Here is a 16,805-nt window from a genome sequence, read left to right as displayed (position 1 = left end):
GGTAATGCACGCATGAGCAAGATGGTGCGTGCAGGCAACCTTCTCTTTCTCGCGGGACAAACGTCGTCTGGCGCACCGCATGCGCGCACGATCGAGGAGCAGGCCATCGAAGCGCTCGGGCGCATTGATGCTCTACTTGAGCAGGCGGGCAGCAGCAAGCAACACCTGTTGTCGGTAACGATCTACTTGAAGGATATGGCGCTTTTTGATCGTATGAACGCCGTCTGGCAAAACTGGGTCGATCCGCAGCACTTGCCCGCGCGCTGCACGGTTCAGGCGACGCTCGGATTGCCGGAGTTGCTGGTTGAGTTCAGCGTGACGGCTGCGGCTTGACGAATACCGTGCGCCCCTGCTTGCTTTCAATGGCGAGGTTGAACAGTGCGAGTTTGGGCGCGCGACAGCGTGTTGGACAGGCGACATCACGCTGGCCGCTGCTGGATCTTCGTTTACCCTATCGAAAACACGCATGCGATTAAATCTTTTGCGATTGACACTCGTCAACCCCTCCTTCATTATGCGACGCATGCGATTGCATCGCATACGATTTAATCCCGACTAACACCCGTGTTTACGAAGGAATCCATCATGAGCAAGATCGATCAAGTCCTCCACTCAGGCAACAGCCACGTCACAATCAATCGCGACCCCAATGTCCCGCGCGGCGAGTTCGGCGTCCTCGACCTCAAGCTGTCAGCGCCCGGCGCGGAAAACCTCGATTTCATCGCCACCGAACCGCATCCGAGAGCCGAGCAGTTGTTTGCGGGCGCGTGGTCGGCCTGTTACATCAGCGCGTTCGGGATTGCGGCCTCGCTGAAGAAGGTCACGCTGCCGTCCGACTACTCCGTGGACATCCAGGTAAACATTGGGCAGACCGGTGCCGCGTGGTTCCTCGGCGCCCAGTTCACCATCCGCGCGCCGAGTCTGGCGCCGGAAGTTGTCGAGTCAATCGCGCACCTGGCCCATCAGATCTGCCCGTACTCGAAGGCTGTGCACGGCAACATCGAGGTCGGGATGAACATCGTCACGGTGTGATCCGCCAAGGCACGTGCATCTCGCTGAGGCACGTGCCTCTCACTGAACATCTTTTTGGGGAATTCCCATCATGAGGACCAAGCTCATTGCGATATAATCGCATGCGATATATTACACTTCGTATGCCTTGTGAAACATCAGGCTCTAGTCAAAGAGGATACAGATGAAAACCACGAACCAGGCGTCCGCTGCGGCCGCGCCGCTGTCAGACTATCTGTGCTTTGCGATCTACTCCGCGAACCTGGCGTTCGGCAAGGCATACAAGCCAATGCTCGAGGAGCTTGGGCTCACTTACACGCAATACATCACGATCGTTGCGCTTTGGGAGGAAGACAACCAGACCGTCAGCGGTCTGGGCGAAAAGCTGTTCCTCGAATCCAACACGCTCACGCCGATGCTGAAGAAGCTCGAGGTGATGGGTTATCTGGAGAGGCAGCGCGATCCCGAAGACGAGCGTCAGGTGCGGGTCAGGCTCACGAAAAACGGTCGACGGCTGCGCGAAAAAGCCCTAACTATGAGTCTCTCCGGGGCGACTGGCCTCGCGCCAGACGAGTTTGCCAAAGTGCAGAAGGCGATCGTGGCGCTGCGGAACAATCTTATCAAGTCAGTCCAAAACGGCGAATGAGCGCTTAACGGTCGTATTGCCGCTATCCTTTCCGGGGCCAAACGAAACCCATCAGGAACAGCGGCACAGCCGCAACGAAAGTCCGAATGTACGGTTGCAATCTACCTACAGGCAGTGCAGTGAGGGATTTGGTTTTCGTGACGAAGTCTCCTTAAAATTGGCCTCTCCTGCTCATGAGGCCCCATATACATCGCATACGATATACTCGCATGCAATTCATCATTCGAAAGGAAAGATTATGAAGATCGAAGGTGCTGTTGTTTTCGTGACGGGCGCGAACCGCGGGCTTGGCCTCGAGTTCGCGAAGCAGGCGCTCGCCAGAGGGGCGCGGAAGGTTTATGCGGGCGCGCGCGATCCGGCTAGCGTGACGCTGCCGGGCGTCGTGCCCGTGAAGCTGGACGTGACCGATCCGGCGGCGGTGGCCGCGGCTGCCGACGCAGCGCGTGACGTCACGCTGCTGATCAACAACGCGGGCATCGCGCGGCTCGGCAGCCTGACGGACGACGGCGCGCTCGAGGCGTTGCGCGATCACTTGGAAACCAACGTGCTCGGAATGCTGGCGACGTCGCGGGCGTTCGCGGGGAGCCTCGCCAGCAACGGCGGCGGGGCGATCCTGAACGTGCTGTCCGTCGCGAGCTGGGTGAACCGGCCGATCCTGTCGGGCTACGGCGTGTCGAAGTCGGCCGCGTGGGCGCTGACCAACGGCCTGCGCCATTCGCTGCGCGAGCAGCGCACGCAGGTCGTCGGCCTGCATGCCGGCTTTATCGATACGGACCTGACGCGCGAACTGGAAGTGCCGAAGGCGACGCCGGCCGACGTCGTGCGCCAGGCATACGACGCGATCGAGGCGGGCGCGGAGGAAGTGTCCACCGACGAGTTCACGCGGCAGGTGAAGGCCGGGCTGTCGGCGGGCGTCTATCTGAATGAGCCGACGCCGCACTGACGGCGCAGGAGCGCTCGCCGTAATGCTAGATATGCCGGATCGATGGGGGCCATGGCGCCCCTTTGTGCGCGATCGTATAGAGCGCTAGTTTGCGTGCCGAATTATTCGGACGCACCGCGCTACGCTTATTCGATGGTATTCGGTTTGCCACGACGCGCATCGCGGGAGGTGCGCGAGTTCGATTACACGAATCTCTATGAGTGGCGGCTTCGCGCGACCCGCTTTGCGCGCCTCATCAACGGAAAACGCACCGAGGACCCGTAATTCTTAGGGCTTAAATCATGGATGCGCGCGTCCCGGAAAAGGTGCGACTATGAATTTTCTCTATCACCTAAGACAATTTTGTGGATATTAGCCGGGTACACCCAATCGAGAGCTTGGCGCTCGATGAGATCCATAAATGCGGGGGGACCACTGCAGTAGATCTGAGTGCTCGCATGTGCTGGGCTCATCGCGTGGGAAGTTGTCTGCTCCAATCGGTCAGCATTCAAGCCAAAATGGTGATGGACCCGACCTTCTCTTCCAAGCGCGTCAAGTTCTTCCCGAAAGACTGCCCGTTCAGGTGATCGAGCGAAGTTGTGCAGCTCGAATTTTTGACCTGCCAACGCAAGCCGATTCGCGATTCCCGCGATCGATGCAGCGCCAACGCCTCCAGCAAAAAGTATCGATCGTGTGCGACCGTCCAAAATAACCGTAGGACTCCGTGGCGTTGCGATAAACGCCTCGTCTCCCTGACTCAACGAAATGTCAGCTGCTTCTGTGTCCGAGTCGCCATCATCCTGTCTCACAGCGATCACATATGCACCCGGCCGAGACACAAAACAGCACAGGGGATATGTTCTCTCCTTGTTGGTGACGTTGTCGAGAACAAGTGTGACGCAAGCTCCATCGTCAAACGACGGAAGCTCCGATCGGGACCTGGTTTGAAGTTCAACGGCATGGTAACTCTCGGCAAGCTGCCATTTCCGCGTAATGATGACTGAGAGGAGGTTATCGTGCATGTCTTCTCCAATAGGACCGTCGTCGTCCGAAATCGGGCGTTCGTCGATGTACGCATTGCATGAGATGGCCGGTCCAGAAGGCGATTGGAAGGACCGCTGAATGTCAGGCTCAGGTTAGGGCGGAAGAGATCCACCAGCAAGGCGTTCAACGCGAATACCACGTATATAACTTTGCTGATAGAGGGTGGCCGTCGGCTCGGTGCCGCAAGTGGTCCCGCTGGTCGACCTGGCGAAAACTCTTCGGGTCGCTCAGCGCTGCTTTCGATCTCGCATGAACCGTTCCCGCAAGGCCGATATTTGCGGCCAATATAAATTCAGCGGATACTCCACAAGGGCCTTTTTCCCTTCTTCGAGGGCGAATATGCGATTGGCTGACTTCATCCTGCGTGACATGGAAGCGATTCTGGTGCAATGGGAGGCGTTCGCCAGCACCCTGTTGCCGGCAGCCGCAAACATGCAATCGCTCGCTCTGCGAGACCATGCGCAACAGATTCTGCAAGCCGTAGCGAAGGATCTGTCGACGGCCCAGACCAGGGAAGCGCAAGCCGAAAAATCAATGGGACGAGCCCCCGTACTGATCGGGGCTCCAGAGACAGCTGCTCAGACGCACGCCCTTCTGCGGGCGCGAGGCGGATTCGACATTGACCAGTTGGCTGCTGAGTACCGCGCCTTGCGCGCCAGCGTCCTGCGCCTCTGGATGGACGAATGTCAGCCCGAAGCCCCACATCCGGATGATGTCATCCGGTTCAACGAGGCCATCGACCAGGCACTTGCCGAATCGGTCGGTCATTTCAGCGCGCAAGTAGACCAGGCTCGTAACCTTTTACTTGGCATGCTCGGGCACGATATGCGCAGCCCACTCCAGACCATCCAGATGACAGCCCGATATCTGGCGGCGCTGAACGCTGGGGAGCAGGTATCCGGTGCCGCGTCCCGTTTGATCAGAAGCGGCGCTCGCATGCAGGCCCTTCTGAACGATATGCTTGATTTCAACCGAACCAGGCTGGGTTTGGGTATCAATATCGCGCCGACCGATGCCGACCTGGAGACACTGCTTGCCGATGAACTCGATCAGTTGCGGGCCGCGCATCCGGACCGTCGGGTCGATCTGGACGTGGAAGGTGACTGCCGGGGTGTTTGGGACGGCCGCCGTCTGCAGCAGTTGCTTGGCAATCTGGTTTTGAATGCGATCAAGTACGGAGCGTCAGATGCGCCGGTGCGAGTGGTGGTGACCGGCGAGGAGCGGGACGTTCGTTTCGAAGTCAGGAACCACGGGGCCGCTATCGAGCGAATGACGTTGGAACGGATCTTTGACCCACTTCAGCGTGGCCTGAATCATAAAGACTCCTATGATGCTGACGGCAACCTGGGGCTCGGACTGTATATCGCGCGCGAGATTGCCAAGGCCCATGGGGGCGAGATCGAGGCGCGGTCCGATGAGACAGAAACGGTGTTTGCTGTGCGACTGCCGCGTCGTCCGTAGTGCTCATGATCTGCGACGCGCGGGTTGGTCCATGGCGTGTGATTGATGCGGGCATTTGCGGTCTTTCGTGAGACCAGGCCACCTCTCATGTCAACCGTTGAGCGTCCGTTATTCGGCGGTCTGCTGGGCGTTTCGAGCCCCACTCTGGTTTCCGCCGTCCCGATCGCCGTGCGGTTACGTGTTACGCTCACGATGAGCCGGGCCCTCTCAAGGGAGGACAACCGGGCGTCCGCCCGCCGTGCGGATGGCACGCGCCGCGACTACCGGCCAGTCGCTGCAGCAGATCAAGGAGAGCACGCAATGGACGGTCAGCTTTTTGATGATCTCGTGCAAAGCCTGCGCGAAGCCCGGTAGGACATTTCGCCCTCAACAGTGACGGGAGCTCGCATGATTAAGCACCTCGACGAAGCGCGCGCGGCCTTCTTTGATGTCGACGGCGTGCTGCTGGATTCACTGCCTCAGCATCTCGCGTTCTGCCGCGACAAGGCCCGCGAGTATGGCCTTGCCAACGTCAAGGTGCCCGGCGCCCCCGAATTCAGGAAGCTCATCAATGCGGGCGTGCGCGTGAGCCCCATGTACGAGTTCTTCGTGGCGGTGGGCTTTCCGCCGCAGTGCGCCGAGCAGGGCGTGGCCGACTACGACCGGGACTTCATGAAGGGATATCAGCCGCAACCATTTGTCGGCGCGGGCGATCTCCTCAAGTCGCTTTACGACGTGGGCCTCGCGCTTGGCCTCGTCACTTCCAACGTGCGGGCAAACGTCGAGCCGGCGCTGGGCGAGCTGATGCAGTATTTCGCGCCGCAGTGCACCTTCTACTACGACTCCTACCCGAGGAATGCGAGAGTCAAGAGCGACCTTCTTAAGGCGGGCGCACAGGCGCTTGACGTTGCGGCCTCAGATTGCATCTACGTGGGCGACCAGGCGACCGACCGGCAGGCGGCCGAAGCGGCCGGTTTCGTCTTTGTGCCCGTGACCTACGGCTGGGGCTTCGCCGAGTCCGGCCCACTGAAAAACGCCGCTGACAGCCCTGCGGCTCTGCAGGAGTTGCTGATACCGCGCCGCCATTTCGCGTAGGCTCTGATTTCATCACCGGCGAGGCCCACGATGAGCACACCCGGCCCAGACGTCCCGCAAGGCGACCCACCTGCAATCGATGAGTTCGAGCTGACCAAGCTCCGGTTCGACTACGCGTGGAAGTGGTTCGATTTCCACGCGGAGCAGCGAACGAAGATGTTCAATTTCATGATCATCGGTCTTGGCGCGCTGGCTACCGCACTCGCGACGACGCTACAGCATGAAAATCTCTTGCCGACGCGAGTCATCTGCGGGTTGGGGATTGCGATCGCACTTATTTTTCTGTGTATGGATCTGCGCAGCCGCAGTCTGTACGACTTCGCAGGCGACATCCTGCTGGATCTGGAGGAAAACTCAATCTTTGCCGACAGACAGGACTTCGATCCGCGCCACAGAAACGAGCCCGTCCCGTTCGGCATCTACAAGCGCGCGATCCTGAAAGCAGCTCTCAAGCTTCGCTACCTGATGCCCACGGTCGCCATCCTGTTCGCCGGCTTCTTTCTTGTCATGTTGATTTTCGCCGGCTCTTTGGGCAAAGGCGGGGACGACCTATCCGGACAGCCTCAGATCTGCATCGCAGAAAGCCGCTGCCCGGCCGAAGCGGGCGGCCCCGTCCCGGTCCCGAGCAAGGGCACGCTGATCCTCTCCGAGCGCTTCCCGGCATTCGAAAAGGGATCGTACCGGATGGACTGCGGCAAGGACGAGGTGCAGGCGAAGCTCGCGCGCATCCACGATGCCATCACGAGAGCCGAGCAGAACCGGATGAAGACCGTCGTATTCCTCATCGGCAGCACGGACCGCACGCCGCTTACGAAAAAGTTCGCGAGTCAGTTTGAATCGAACAGTGCGCTCGCGGGCGCCCGCGTCGCCGCAGTGGAAACCTGCCTGCGCGCGACGCTTGCCGCCGGCAACTCGTCCTCCGCGGCCACCCCGGAGATCGAGCGGTTCGTCTCGGGCCCGCTCTATATCGCGAAAGCCGACAAGCGCAGCTCCGATGCGGAAAACCTGATGGCCGCAGACCGGAATGTGAGTGTGCTGGTGTTGGGTTTTCCGGTCAACGAAATGACCAAAAGTCCGCAGTAAGCCCGTGCCCGAAGAAAGCCTTTTTGCAAGGACGTTTAGCGACTTGGCTGTCTGTATTTTGTTCCATTGCTTAGCAGCCAGACTCGTCGGACAAGTCGCCAACGGGTGGGATCGTGAGGCGGATCGCGCGATCCTCGGCATTCCGGCGAACCTGCGAAGAATCCCGAACGACGCAATCGCGAACCAAACCGGGCGGACAGGATCTTGATAACTATAAGGCAGCTGATTTTCCCGCCCGTTCCGACATCACCGCAGTGACCTTCAATAGAGTCTCGGATTCCACAGATCGGAGCGACAGGCCCGTCGGTTGCCTCAGGCTAGGGGGCCTGACTGCGAAAATGGTGCAGCGTTTGCGCGTGCCCAGCGGCGTTGGTCAATGCAAGGGTCGCACAAGATTGTGCGACCCTTGCTATCAGCCGTGGTAGAAGCCGTCGCCCACGGAGTTTTGCAGCACGCCGTCGACATACACGCCGACGGGGTCGCCGTCGGCGGAGGTGAGTATCGAACCAGCGGACACGCCGGGGAGTTTCATTCGGCCGCCTTGAATCGCGGCCATCTCTTCGTGATCGAGTTCCACGGATTTGTTGAAATCATGGATGTTCAACGTGTTCATGATGTGTCTCCTTGAACAGGACGGTTGCAGGGGTATCAAGCGGCCGGTCGCTTGCGGTACCCCTTGCAGGTCTCATGCCATCCGGACCTGGTCCGCACGAAGGCCGTCGCAGCGCGATGCGCGACGACGCGAGTTGGGCTGCGGCCGTCATGTGGGCACGCGGTGTCGGCAAGCAACTGACAGGTGGTCGCCCCGCGTTGTCTTGAGCCGCCGGCTAGCGAATGACCGTTCACGCGAGATCAACGGCACGCACGAACTTCAGCAGTTGGTCGCTGACCTCGGCGGCGGCCTCATGTTGTACCCAATGCCCCACGTCATCGAGTTCGAGTCCTCCTGCAAGGCCCGGTAAGCCGGCGCGCAGATCGTCCAGGCTAAGCGGATACAGTTCTCTCAGACCGTCCGCCTTGCCCCAGATAAAAAACGACGGCTGAACAATCTTTGCGCCCTTCCACGGAGCGGACAAGACGAAATACGGCTCCGCCGCGCGGTAGTAATTCAACCCTCCGTGGAAACCGGTACGCTGAAATTCCGCGATGTTGTGCGCGACGTAGTCCGGTGGCGCCCACGAAGGCAACGGTCCGGGAGCAGCGCGATGAAGGCTTCGAGCCGGATCCATTGGACTCCACTGCTGGCCGACTGGCGCAGTACCCGATGCCCAATACAGAATGCCGGGAATGGTCACCGCGGCGTTGGCCCAGATTTCGTCGGCGTCGGCCCGAATTTGCTCGAACATATAAAACTTGTCTTGATGCCCCGCCTTTCGCATCCTGTCGAAAACACTGACGTCTCCGCGCGGCACGAAAGGGACGCTGAGGCAGAATACCGCCGCGAATCTGTCAGGGCGCATTAGCGCCGCGTTCCACGCATGCGTCGCCCCCCAGTCATGACCGACGAGGACGGCGCGGGGAATCTCTAGCGCATCGAGCAGACCAATCAGGTCGCCTGTCGTGTGCAACGGTGTGTACAGGTTTGCGTCGGTCGGAGCCGAGCTTCGCCCATAACCACGCATATCCGGGGCAATCGCTCGATATCCCGCCGACGCAATGACCTTCATCTGCCGGCGCCACGTATAGGACGTGTCTGGAAAACCGTGGCAGAACAGCACTGCTGGCCCCTCCCCTTGCTCCGTCACGTGCAAAGTAATGCCGTTGGTCTCGATGTCGTATTGTTTGATGCTATCGCTGTTCGAGGCGCTCATTTCATTCAACTCCTTTAGTCGACGTGCGGGCCCCTACGCGGGCCAAGATGCGTCCGTAATGGCTACGACAGCCCCTTCGCCTCGAGCCAGGAGCGGACCACCTGGACGAGTTCAGCCTTGTGTTCGAGCGGAAGCCAGTGGCCTGCGCCCAGCGTCGCCACAGAAAGATCCGTGCAGGCGTTTCGCATGGGCTCGCCGAGAGCGCTGCGGGTGATGTCGCAGATGCCATCGAATTCGCCGTTCACGAACAGCACGGGCTGGCTCAGGCGGCCGCTGTCGGGCGCGGTTCGAGCGTAGGCGATGTTGGCGTCATCGTTCAGATACCAGGCGTTACCCGGACGAAAACCGGTCACACGGAACGCATCAACCAGCGCGTCGAAGTCAGCAGACGGCCAGAGCGCCGTGTCCGGAGCCACCGCCGGCGCGCGATGTGCCGAACCGAACCAGCCTCCATTGCGTGAGACCAGCGCAGAGCGATAAACGTGGTCCACGGACTTCGGGTCTCCAGACCGATAGACCGCCGCCAGTGTCGCCGCTATGTCGGCATTGAAGTCGGTAACGGTCTGCTCGAAATGCGTCAGATAGAAGCGGTAGTAGGCCCATTGCCCGTCCGGATACTGGTCGACGGGATAGAGCTTCCGATCGACCAAGGGCAGCAGACTGCGCAACCCGAAGCTCTCGGGCATATACGGAACGGAGACGAACACCACCGCGCGGCTGCGCTTCGCGTGATGCGCAGCGAGCGCCCCGGCCACCGGGCTTCCCAGGTCATGGCCGACCCACATTGCCGGACTCGCGCCCAGATGGTCATGAAGCTCGACCATGTCGTCAACCATCTCTTTGAGCGCATAGGCATCGGGCGCGCCTGGTGTCGACGAGCCGCCATATCCGCGCATGTCCGGCGCAATGCAGCGCCACCCCGCCGACGCGAAAGCCTCGATCTGCGCGCGCCACATCAGACCGATCCCCGGCCAGCCGTGAAGGAAGATCATCAATGGCCCCTCGGCGGGACCGGCCTCCCAATAGCGCGTGGAGTGACGGGGTGAGGTGAAGGTGTGGGCGATCATGGCTGCAACATTCTCCGATGGTCGGTCTTTCGGGGGAGCACGCGGTCTTCGAATTCCATTTGCAGCGTGCTTTCGCAAGCGCAGCCTAACGCGTTTGACGGCTGCGTCGAGAGCGGCATTTCTGCAAAAGACTAGTACGAAATTTTCATCACTCGTCGCTCAGGATTATGACTATACTCCAGTTCAGATCCGGTGACTGAAGTGTTCATCACCGTCCCAATTAATGAATTGAGCGGAGCTTTCAAATGGCTTATCGTAAATTTTTTGTCGCAGGCGCAACTGGCGACACGGGCGGAGCAGCGACGACAGCTCTTTTGGCTGCAGGCGAACAGGTCCGAACCCTGGTGCGACGCGAGGACGCCCGTTCAGAGCGGTTGCGCGCGCAGGGCGTCGAAGTGCTGGTTGGCGATCTCTCGGATATCGACGACGTCGCACGCGCTCTTCAAGGCATCGCGTCGGCCTATTTCGTTTATCCGATCGAGGCTGGAGGGATAGCAGCCAGCGCTTCGTTCGCACAGGCTGCGCGTGAGACTGGAATCGAATCCATCGTGAACATGTCGCAGATTTCGGCACGCCGTGAAGCAAAAAGCCATGCCGCACGAGACCATTGGATCTCGGAGCAGGTGTTCGACTGGGCTGGCACGCCGGTCACGCATCTCCGCCCTACGTTCTTCGCTCAATGGCTCACTTACCCGGGTCAAGTCGCGAGCATCAAAAACGACGGTGTCTTGCGCCTTCCCTTTGGCAATGGACGCCACGCGCCGATCGCAGCGGAGGACCAGGGGCGAGTCATTTCCGCCATCCTTCGCGATCCCGCACCACACGCGGGCAAGGTATATCCGCTGTACGGGCCGGTCGAGATGAATCACCATGAGATTGCGGCAGAGATGAGCCAGGCGTTGGGTAGGACGGTGACGTATCAACCGGTCGATCTCGACCTGTTCAAACAACGGCTGGACACCGACGCAAAATTTGGCGACACCTTCACACAGCATCTGCTGTCGGTTGCCGTCGATTACCAGAACGGCATTTTCGCCGGCACCAATTCCTTCATCGAGGAATTGACCGGCACTCCGCCAATGACGGTCCAGGCATTTATCAGGAAGCACGCGGCGCTGTTCGCCTGACCGCGATCCCACAGTGGCTTTTCGCATTGCCAGAACCCTGCAACCGACGGCAATCGTGAGGTCGCCGGCTGACGCAAGGTAATCGGCGCGTCGCAAGGACCGGGCAAGCGGCGCTGCCGATGGACACACAGGACAACGCATCTTTGAGGTTGAAAAAATGGGGCACTCACAAGCTGACAAACAGGCCACGCACCAGCGGATTGTGCAGGTCGCCGCACGTCGTTTCCGCGAGCGCGGCATTGACGGGATTAGTGTCGGCGACATCATGAAAGAAGCCGGCTTAACCGTCGGCGGCTTTTACAAGCATTTCGAGTCACGCGATGCGCTTGTGACGGAGGCGTTCATCCTGGCGTTGCAGGATATCGAGCATATTCAGGAAGCGCTCAAGACAGCGCCTCAGCGTGCGATAAGCACCTATGTGTCAGAGAGTCATCGGAACAACGTCGGCAGAGGTTGCCCAATTTCAGCGTTGGTCAACGATGTGGCGCGCGCTCCCGATGCAACCCGCGAGGTATTCACCGAACGTGTCAGTGAAATCATCAATTTGCTCGCGCAGTCTTTTTCGGAGACGGAAGACGCCCAGGATAAAGCGGTGATGATCTTCAGCACCTGCGTGGGTTCAATCGCACTCGCTCGCGCAGTGAAGGACCCGAGTCTGTCGAACAAGATAATCGAAGGAGCGCTGAAAGAGGTGCTCAAAATGGTCGAATGATGCAGCGCGCAAATCTTAGGCCTCATCGCGCGTTTCCCTCATCCCAACCCGGTCGTTGAAGAACTCGAGCTCACTGTGGCCCGGCTCGCAATAGTCGCAACCGCCTTCGCGCAACCCGCTACGGAGAGCGTGTCGGTTTGAGCATGGTGGCAACAAACTCCTCAACAGTTCGCCGCAGCCGACATCATGAGCGTCTTTTCACTGACCACGATGCGCCTGTTTCATCCCGTTGATCTCGAGCCTTATCCGAACATACTGGCGTATCTTCAGCGCATCGGCGGACGGCCCGGGTATCAGCGGGCGATGGCTAAAGGCGATCCCGACTTGACGCCGATGCTGACATGACTGCAATCTGGGTGCCATCTGGTTTCGTTCGCCATCGTATCTCTCCAGTCGGGGCACCACGTCCTTATGTCGAGAATGACCGCAAATGCGATGAGCCGTCGGCGCCTGCTGACGCTTATCGGCAAGAACCTCGGCGCGGCCGCCATGATGCAAGGCATGGGCACGCTTGGGTTCGCCGCTACCTCGACCTACGCCGGACCGATCAAGCTCGATGGCGCGCCCAAAGGAACGCGAATTCTCGTGCTCGGCGCGGGCATGGCTGGCCTGGTCGCGGCCTTTGAGTTGAGGAACGCGGGCTATCACGTGCAGGTGCTGGAGTACAACGACCGCGCAGGTGGCCGGGCCTGGACTGTCAGGGGCGGTGATCGTTATACAGAACTCGGCGGTGCCACCCAGTACTGCGATTTCGCTGACGGGCTTTATCTGAACCCAGGGCCGTGGCGCATTCCGTATCACCACCAGGGCGTACTCGACTATGCAAAACGCCTGAAGGTGTCGCTCGAGCCGTTCATCCAGGTCAATTACAACGCCTACCTGCATTCGACGGACGCTTTCGATGGCAAGCCGCAACGATTCCGGGCGGTGCAGACCGACTATCAAGGCTATATCGCCGAGCTGCTTTCCAAAGCAATCCGCAAGGACGCGCTCGATGATGCGTTGTCAGTCGAAGATGCGCATCTGCTACTCGAATCCCTGCGCCAATGGGGTGCGCTCGGTCGGGATGGTCGCTATCAGTCGGGCCGGCGAAGCAGTGAACGTCGTGGATTCGCAACCGCGCATGGCGGTGGGCTGAGCCCCGAGGCCGTGCCGTCGAATCTGCTCCCGCGCGACCCCTTGCTTGCATCGCGTTTGTGGCAATGGCTCTCGTCTGGAAACGAGCAGGACTTCCAGAGCAGCATTTTCCAGCCCGTCGGCGGCATGGACAGGATTGCCCATGCGCTTTATTCGCAGGTCGCGAGCGCTGTAGTGTTCAACGCCAGAGTCACGGCCATCTTGCAGGACGAGCAAGGCGTCACCGTGCGCTATACCGATACGACCACCCGGACCGAACGGAACGCGCACGCGGATTGGCTGGTGTGCACCATCCCGCTCTCGATTCTGAGTCAGATCGACATTGCGGTCGGGCCGGCCATGCGCGCCGCGATCGATGCAGTGCCCTACGAGACATCGGTGAAAGTCGGGTTGCAATTCGGCCGGCGATTCTGGGAAGAAGACGAGCAGATCTATGGCGGCATCACGCATACCGACCTGCCGATCTCGACGATCGGCTATCCGGCATCAGGTTACGGATCGACCGGTCCTGCGGTGCTGCTCGGCGCCTACATGTGGGGGCCCGCCAGCTATGAGATGGGTGCGCTGCCCCCTGCCGAACGGATCGCGGCGGCATTGAGCCAGGGCAGCCAGATTCATCCGCAATACGCGAGCGAGTACCAGAACGGCTTCGCGATGAGCTGGAGCCGTTCACCGTTCACGAATGGCTGCTTCGCCGCATGGACGGACGCGTTGAGAAAAGCGCATTACGAGAATCTCTGTCAGATCGACGGACGGATCGTCCTTGGCGGAGAGCATGCTTCCCATATCCCGGCATGGCAGGAAGGCGCCGTGCTGTCGTCACTGGATGCGATCACTCGCTTGCATCGGAGAATCGTCAATGGATAGGCCGACGCGTATCCTCAGCGTGATGCTGATGGCCTGGCTGTCGGGAGTCGCGACGGTGTCAGCTCAGCCCGTGGCACAGGACGCACCACGCACTTTCACGATTTCGCCGGGCTACCGCTTCACCGAACAAAGCGGTGAAGCGCTCTACAACGCGACCTGCGCGGGATGCCATATGCCGGATGGAAAAGGCGCACAGGGCGCGGGTCAATACCCGGCGCTCGCGGACAACCCGAAAGTCGAAGCAGCACCCTACGTCATCGTCAACGTGCTGCGCGGCCGAAAGGGGATGCCATCGTTTGGCGACGAGATGAATGACGATCAGGTCGCTGCTGTCGTCAGCTACACGAGAACCCATTTCGGCAATCGATTTGCCGGAGATGTCACGCCGAGCCAGGTTAGAAGTTTGCGCTGAGTTCACGCGGCATGGCTATCGATGTGCGGCCTCTTTCCCGCACCCTCCTCTATCGCTTCACGAGACTGGTGGCGCGATGTACCAGGTTCTGTTTCGGCGCGGCGACGGCGAGCTTCAGTTTCAACGTTGATATTCTGACGCTGCTTTCGTGACGCCAGTATGCCGCTGTCAAACGGTTGCTTCGCCCCGCACATTGCTGTCAATGGCGCTGTCCGACCCCGTTTCAGCCTGTGTCAATGTCGACCGTAATTTCCCCGGAAGTGCCGAAGTAAAACCCGGTGAAGCGGTGATCAGCCGGCGTTATGATCGGGTGAGCTCCTTCTGGGGCGACCGGTCCTCGACGGATGCGAATGAACACGGCGGGTGCGCCGTCCGCGATTTTTTCGAGGCTACGTGTCCGTCAGCATGCGGCACGCGCGTCATTGTGATGGCGGCCCGATGTAATTCACCCGCCTCAACCCCAGGACGGAGGCTCATATGCAATACCTGTTGATGATCTATTCGGAAGAAAACGGCTGGAACCAAATGACCGACAGCGAGCGGCAGCAAGGCGTCGCCGCGTATCAGGCCTACACCGAATCGTTGAAAAAGGCGGAGGTTCTGGTGGGCGCCAACCGGCTGCAGCACACGAGCACGGCTACTACGGTGCGGCTCGTCGACGGCAAGCCGCAGGTACTTGACGGACCGTTTTCCGATTCGAAGGAGCAGCTCGCCGGCTACTACCTGATCGACGTGCCCAACCTGGACGCGGCGATCGCGTGGGCGGCGCGTTGTCCCGGCGCGGCGCACGGCCTCATGGAAGTGCGCCCGGTCTGGACTGCCCCGTACGACGCGCCATCTGCTGCATGAGTCCTTCCGGCGGCGGCAGCGACACTGACGGCGCCGCGCATTCGATTGCCGAAGCGGTCGCCCGCCGCAGCTACGGCAAGCTCGTCGCGCTTCTGGCGATGCGCACGCGCGACGTCGCGGCAGCGGAGGACGCGCTGGCCGACGCGTTTGCGGCCGCGCTGGCCGACTGGCCGGGGCGTGGCTGCCCCGCAAATCCCGAAGCGTGGCTGATGACGGTCGCGCGCCGCCGGGCGATCGACGGCGCGCGTCATCGCCACGTTGGCGACGAAGTGGCAAACCAGCTCACGATCCTCGCCGACGAGATTGACGAGCGTGAAGCCGGCGCGTTGCCCGACCGGCGGCTTGCGCTGCTGTTCGCGTGCACGCATCCTGCGCTCGAGGCCGCGATTCGCACGCCGCTGATGCTGCAGGTGGTGTTGGGGCTCGAAGCGAAAACGATTGCATCCGCGTTCCTGATGTCGCCCGCCGCGATGAGCAAGCGCTTGGTGAGGGCGAAGACCAAGATCCGCGAAGCGCGCATTCCGTTCAGCGTGCCCGAGCGCGAGGAGTTGCCCGGCCGGCTCGCTGCGGTGCTGGAAGCGGTCTATGCGGTGTATGCGGAAGGGTGGACCGACCCGGTCGGCGGCGATACCGAGAGGCGCGATCTCACGGGTGAGGCGCTGTTTCTTGCGCAACTGCTCGTCGAACTGCTGCCCGAGGAGCCGGAGACGCTGGGTCTGCTCGCGCTGATGCTGTATGCGCAGGCGCGTTGCGATGCGCGACGCGATGCGGCCGGCAACTATGTGCCGCTGTCGGCTCAGGATCCGGCGACATGGAACGCGCCGATGATCGACGCAGCCGACACACTGCTGCGGCGCGCGAACGCTTTCAGCGCAATCGGACGCTTTCAGCTCGAGGCCGCGCTACAGTCGGCGCACGTGCACCGCTGCCGCACGCATCGCCCGAACTGGGATGAGATCGTGCAACTCTATGATGCGCTGTTCGCGATTGCAGCGTCGCCGGTGGTCGCGGTGAACCGCGCGCTCGCGCTGGCGGAACGGGATGGCCCGCAGGCGGCGCTCGACGCGCTCGAGCCGTATGCGGACGATCCGCGGCTGGCCGACTACCAGCCGTACTGGGCCGCGCGCGCCGATCTGCTCGCGCGTGCCGGTGCGACGGCCGAGGCGCTCGGCGCGTACGATCTCGCGATCGGACTCGAACGCGATCCGGCCGTGCGCCGGTTCCTGCAGCGCAAGCGCCTCGATCTGTCGTCGGCCAGAAGTTAGATTGGCGCTTTGCGTTTGCCACGCGAGATTGCGAGCCGCGCGCTAACACGGCTCGGACCCGGCGCTGCGCGGTCCGGACCGCTCCGTTCTCACCGGAATTGGGTTGAGTCCGTGTGATTCCACCGTCCGTTTGTAGAAAGCTCATCGAACTGGTGCTGTCTGCCATGGACCGCCGTTCGCATGTTGATGCCGGCATGCCTGCTCACTACAGCACTGCTGTCGTTCAATAGCGGCAATCGCGAACGGCCGCTGTGACGTCGACGAATACTACTTTCGGGCTTTTTCGGTTAGCCTTACGTCGCGCTTGCGCTGAATGT

General features: G+C 60.8%; 18 protein-coding genes. 15 read left to right on the top strand and 3 right to left on the bottom strand.

The window, feature by feature from the left end; all coding sequences use genetic code 11:
• Positions 1-12 precede the first annotated feature (12 nt).
• The 8 genes from HHL24_RS01515 to HHL24_RS01480 all read left to right on the top strand — a co-directional run bounded on the left by HHL24_RS01515 (position 13) and on the right by HHL24_RS01480 (position 7,241).
• Positions 13-333: a RidA family protein gene (locus tag HHL24_RS01515; RefSeq protein ID WP_230417299.1), complete on the top strand. Its 321-nt coding sequence runs from the start codon at positions 13-15 to the stop codon at positions 331-333.
• Positions 334-585: 252 nt separating this feature from the next.
• Positions 586-1,032 (top strand): OsmC family protein, encoded by a 447-nt coding sequence (locus HHL24_RS01510; RefSeq protein WP_169483629.1) that lies wholly within the window; start codon positions 586-588, stop codon positions 1,030-1,032.
• Positions 1,033-1,195: 163 nt separating this feature from the next.
• Positions 1,196-1,657 carry a MarR family winged helix-turn-helix transcriptional regulator gene (locus HHL24_RS01505; protein WP_169483628.1) on the top strand — a complete coding sequence of 154 codons (462 nt, stop codon included), beginning with the start codon at positions 1,196-1,198 and terminating at the stop codon, positions 1,655-1,657.
• A 238-nt stretch (positions 1,658-1,895) separates the two neighbouring features.
• Positions 1,896-2,600 carry an SDR family oxidoreductase gene (locus HHL24_RS01500; RefSeq protein ID WP_169483627.1) on the top strand — a complete coding sequence of 235 codons (705 nt, stop codon included), beginning with the start codon at positions 1,896-1,898 and terminating at the stop codon, positions 2,598-2,600.
• A 1,362-nt stretch (positions 2,601-3,962) separates the two neighbouring features.
• Positions 3,963-5,084 carry a sensor histidine kinase gene (locus tag HHL24_RS01495; RefSeq protein ID WP_169483822.1) on the top strand — a complete coding sequence of 374 codons (1,122 nt, stop codon included), beginning with the start codon at positions 3,963-3,965 and terminating at the stop codon, positions 5,082-5,084.
• Positions 5,085-5,171: 87 nt separating this feature from the next.
• Entirely contained in the window at positions 5,172-5,438 is a 267-nt protein-coding gene (locus HHL24_RS01490) for a hypothetical protein (RefSeq protein WP_169483626.1), read from the top strand.
• Between the two features lie 33 nt (positions 5,439-5,471).
• Positions 5,472-6,158 carry an HAD family hydrolase gene (locus HHL24_RS01485; protein WP_169483625.1) on the top strand — a complete coding sequence of 229 codons (687 nt, stop codon included), beginning with the start codon at positions 5,472-5,474 and terminating at the stop codon, positions 6,156-6,158.
• Between the two features lie 30 nt (positions 6,159-6,188).
• Positions 6,189-7,241 (top strand): RipA family octameric membrane protein, encoded by a 1,053-nt coding sequence (locus HHL24_RS01480; RefSeq protein WP_456238528.1) that lies wholly within the window; start codon positions 6,189-6,191, stop codon positions 7,239-7,241.
• Positions 7,242-7,653: 412 nt separating this feature from the next.
• Here HHL24_RS01480 and HHL24_RS01475 read toward each other — a convergent pair whose 3' ends face one another.
• From HHL24_RS01475 to HHL24_RS01465, 3 genes are all read right to left on the bottom strand, one after another.
• Positions 7,654-7,854 (bottom strand): hypothetical protein, encoded by a 201-nt coding sequence (locus HHL24_RS01475; protein WP_169483623.1) that lies wholly within the window; start codon positions 7,852-7,854, stop codon positions 7,654-7,656.
• Between the two features lie 229 nt (positions 7,855-8,083).
• Positions 8,084-9,052 carry an alpha/beta fold hydrolase gene (locus tag HHL24_RS01470; RefSeq protein ID WP_169483622.1) on the bottom strand — a complete coding sequence of 323 codons (969 nt, stop codon included), beginning with the start codon at positions 9,050-9,052 and terminating at the stop codon, positions 8,084-8,086.
• Between the two features lie 62 nt (positions 9,053-9,114).
• A complete protein-coding gene (locus HHL24_RS01465) occupies positions 9,115-10,119 on the bottom strand; it encodes an alpha/beta fold hydrolase (RefSeq protein ID WP_169483621.1) in 1,005 nt (334 codons plus the stop codon).
• Positions 10,120-10,364: 245 nt separating this feature from the next.
• Between HHL24_RS01465 and HHL24_RS01460 the strand changes: the two genes are divergently transcribed.
• The 7 genes from HHL24_RS01460 to HHL24_RS01430 all read left to right on the top strand — a co-directional run bounded on the left by HHL24_RS01460 (position 10,365) and on the right by HHL24_RS01430 (position 16,488).
• The gene (locus HHL24_RS01460) at positions 10,365-11,246 is read left to right on the top strand and encodes an NmrA family NAD(P)-binding protein (protein WP_169483620.1); all 882 of its coding nucleotides are present in this window, start codon (positions 10,365-10,367) and stop codon (positions 11,244-11,246) included.
• A 157-nt stretch (positions 11,247-11,403) separates the two neighbouring features.
• Positions 11,404-11,958, top strand: coding sequence for a TetR/AcrR family transcriptional regulator (locus HHL24_RS01455; RefSeq protein ID WP_169483619.1), 555 nt, complete (start codon positions 11,404-11,406; stop codon positions 11,956-11,958).
• A gap of 186 nt (positions 11,959-12,144) precedes the next feature.
• Positions 12,145-12,303: a hypothetical protein gene (locus tag HHL24_RS01450; protein WP_230417298.1), complete on the top strand. Its 159-nt coding sequence runs from the start codon at positions 12,145-12,147 to the stop codon at positions 12,301-12,303.
• Positions 12,304-12,393: 90 nt separating this feature from the next.
• Positions 12,394-13,962 carry an FAD-dependent oxidoreductase gene (locus tag HHL24_RS01445; RefSeq protein ID WP_230417297.1) on the top strand — a complete coding sequence of 523 codons (1,569 nt, stop codon included), beginning with the start codon at positions 12,394-12,396 and terminating at the stop codon, positions 13,960-13,962.
• Positions 13,955-14,374, top strand: a complete 420-nt coding sequence (locus HHL24_RS01440) for a c-type cytochrome (RefSeq protein ID WP_169483617.1) — start codon at positions 13,955-13,957, stop codon at positions 14,372-14,374. The genes HHL24_RS01445 and HHL24_RS01440 overlap by 8 nt, the downstream gene beginning before the upstream one ends.
• A 477-nt stretch (positions 14,375-14,851) precedes the next feature.
• A complete protein-coding gene (locus HHL24_RS01435) occupies positions 14,852-15,223 on the top strand; it encodes a YciI family protein (RefSeq protein WP_169483616.1) in 372 nt (123 codons plus the stop codon).
• Positions 15,220-16,488 carry an RNA polymerase sigma factor gene (locus HHL24_RS01430; RefSeq protein WP_169483615.1) on the top strand — a complete coding sequence of 423 codons (1,269 nt, stop codon included), beginning with the start codon at positions 15,220-15,222 and terminating at the stop codon, positions 16,486-16,488. The genes HHL24_RS01435 and HHL24_RS01430 overlap by 4 nt, the downstream gene beginning before the upstream one ends.
• Positions 16,489-16,805 lie beyond the last annotated feature (317 nt).

It is taken from the genome of Paraburkholderia polaris (assembly GCF_012927345.1).
GTDB classification, from domain to species: Bacteria; Pseudomonadota; Gammaproteobacteria; order Burkholderiales; family Burkholderiaceae; genus Paraburkholderia; species Paraburkholderia polaris.
Note: the sequence above shows the minus strand (reverse complement) of the source record. Positions and strands in the feature narration are given on the sequence as shown.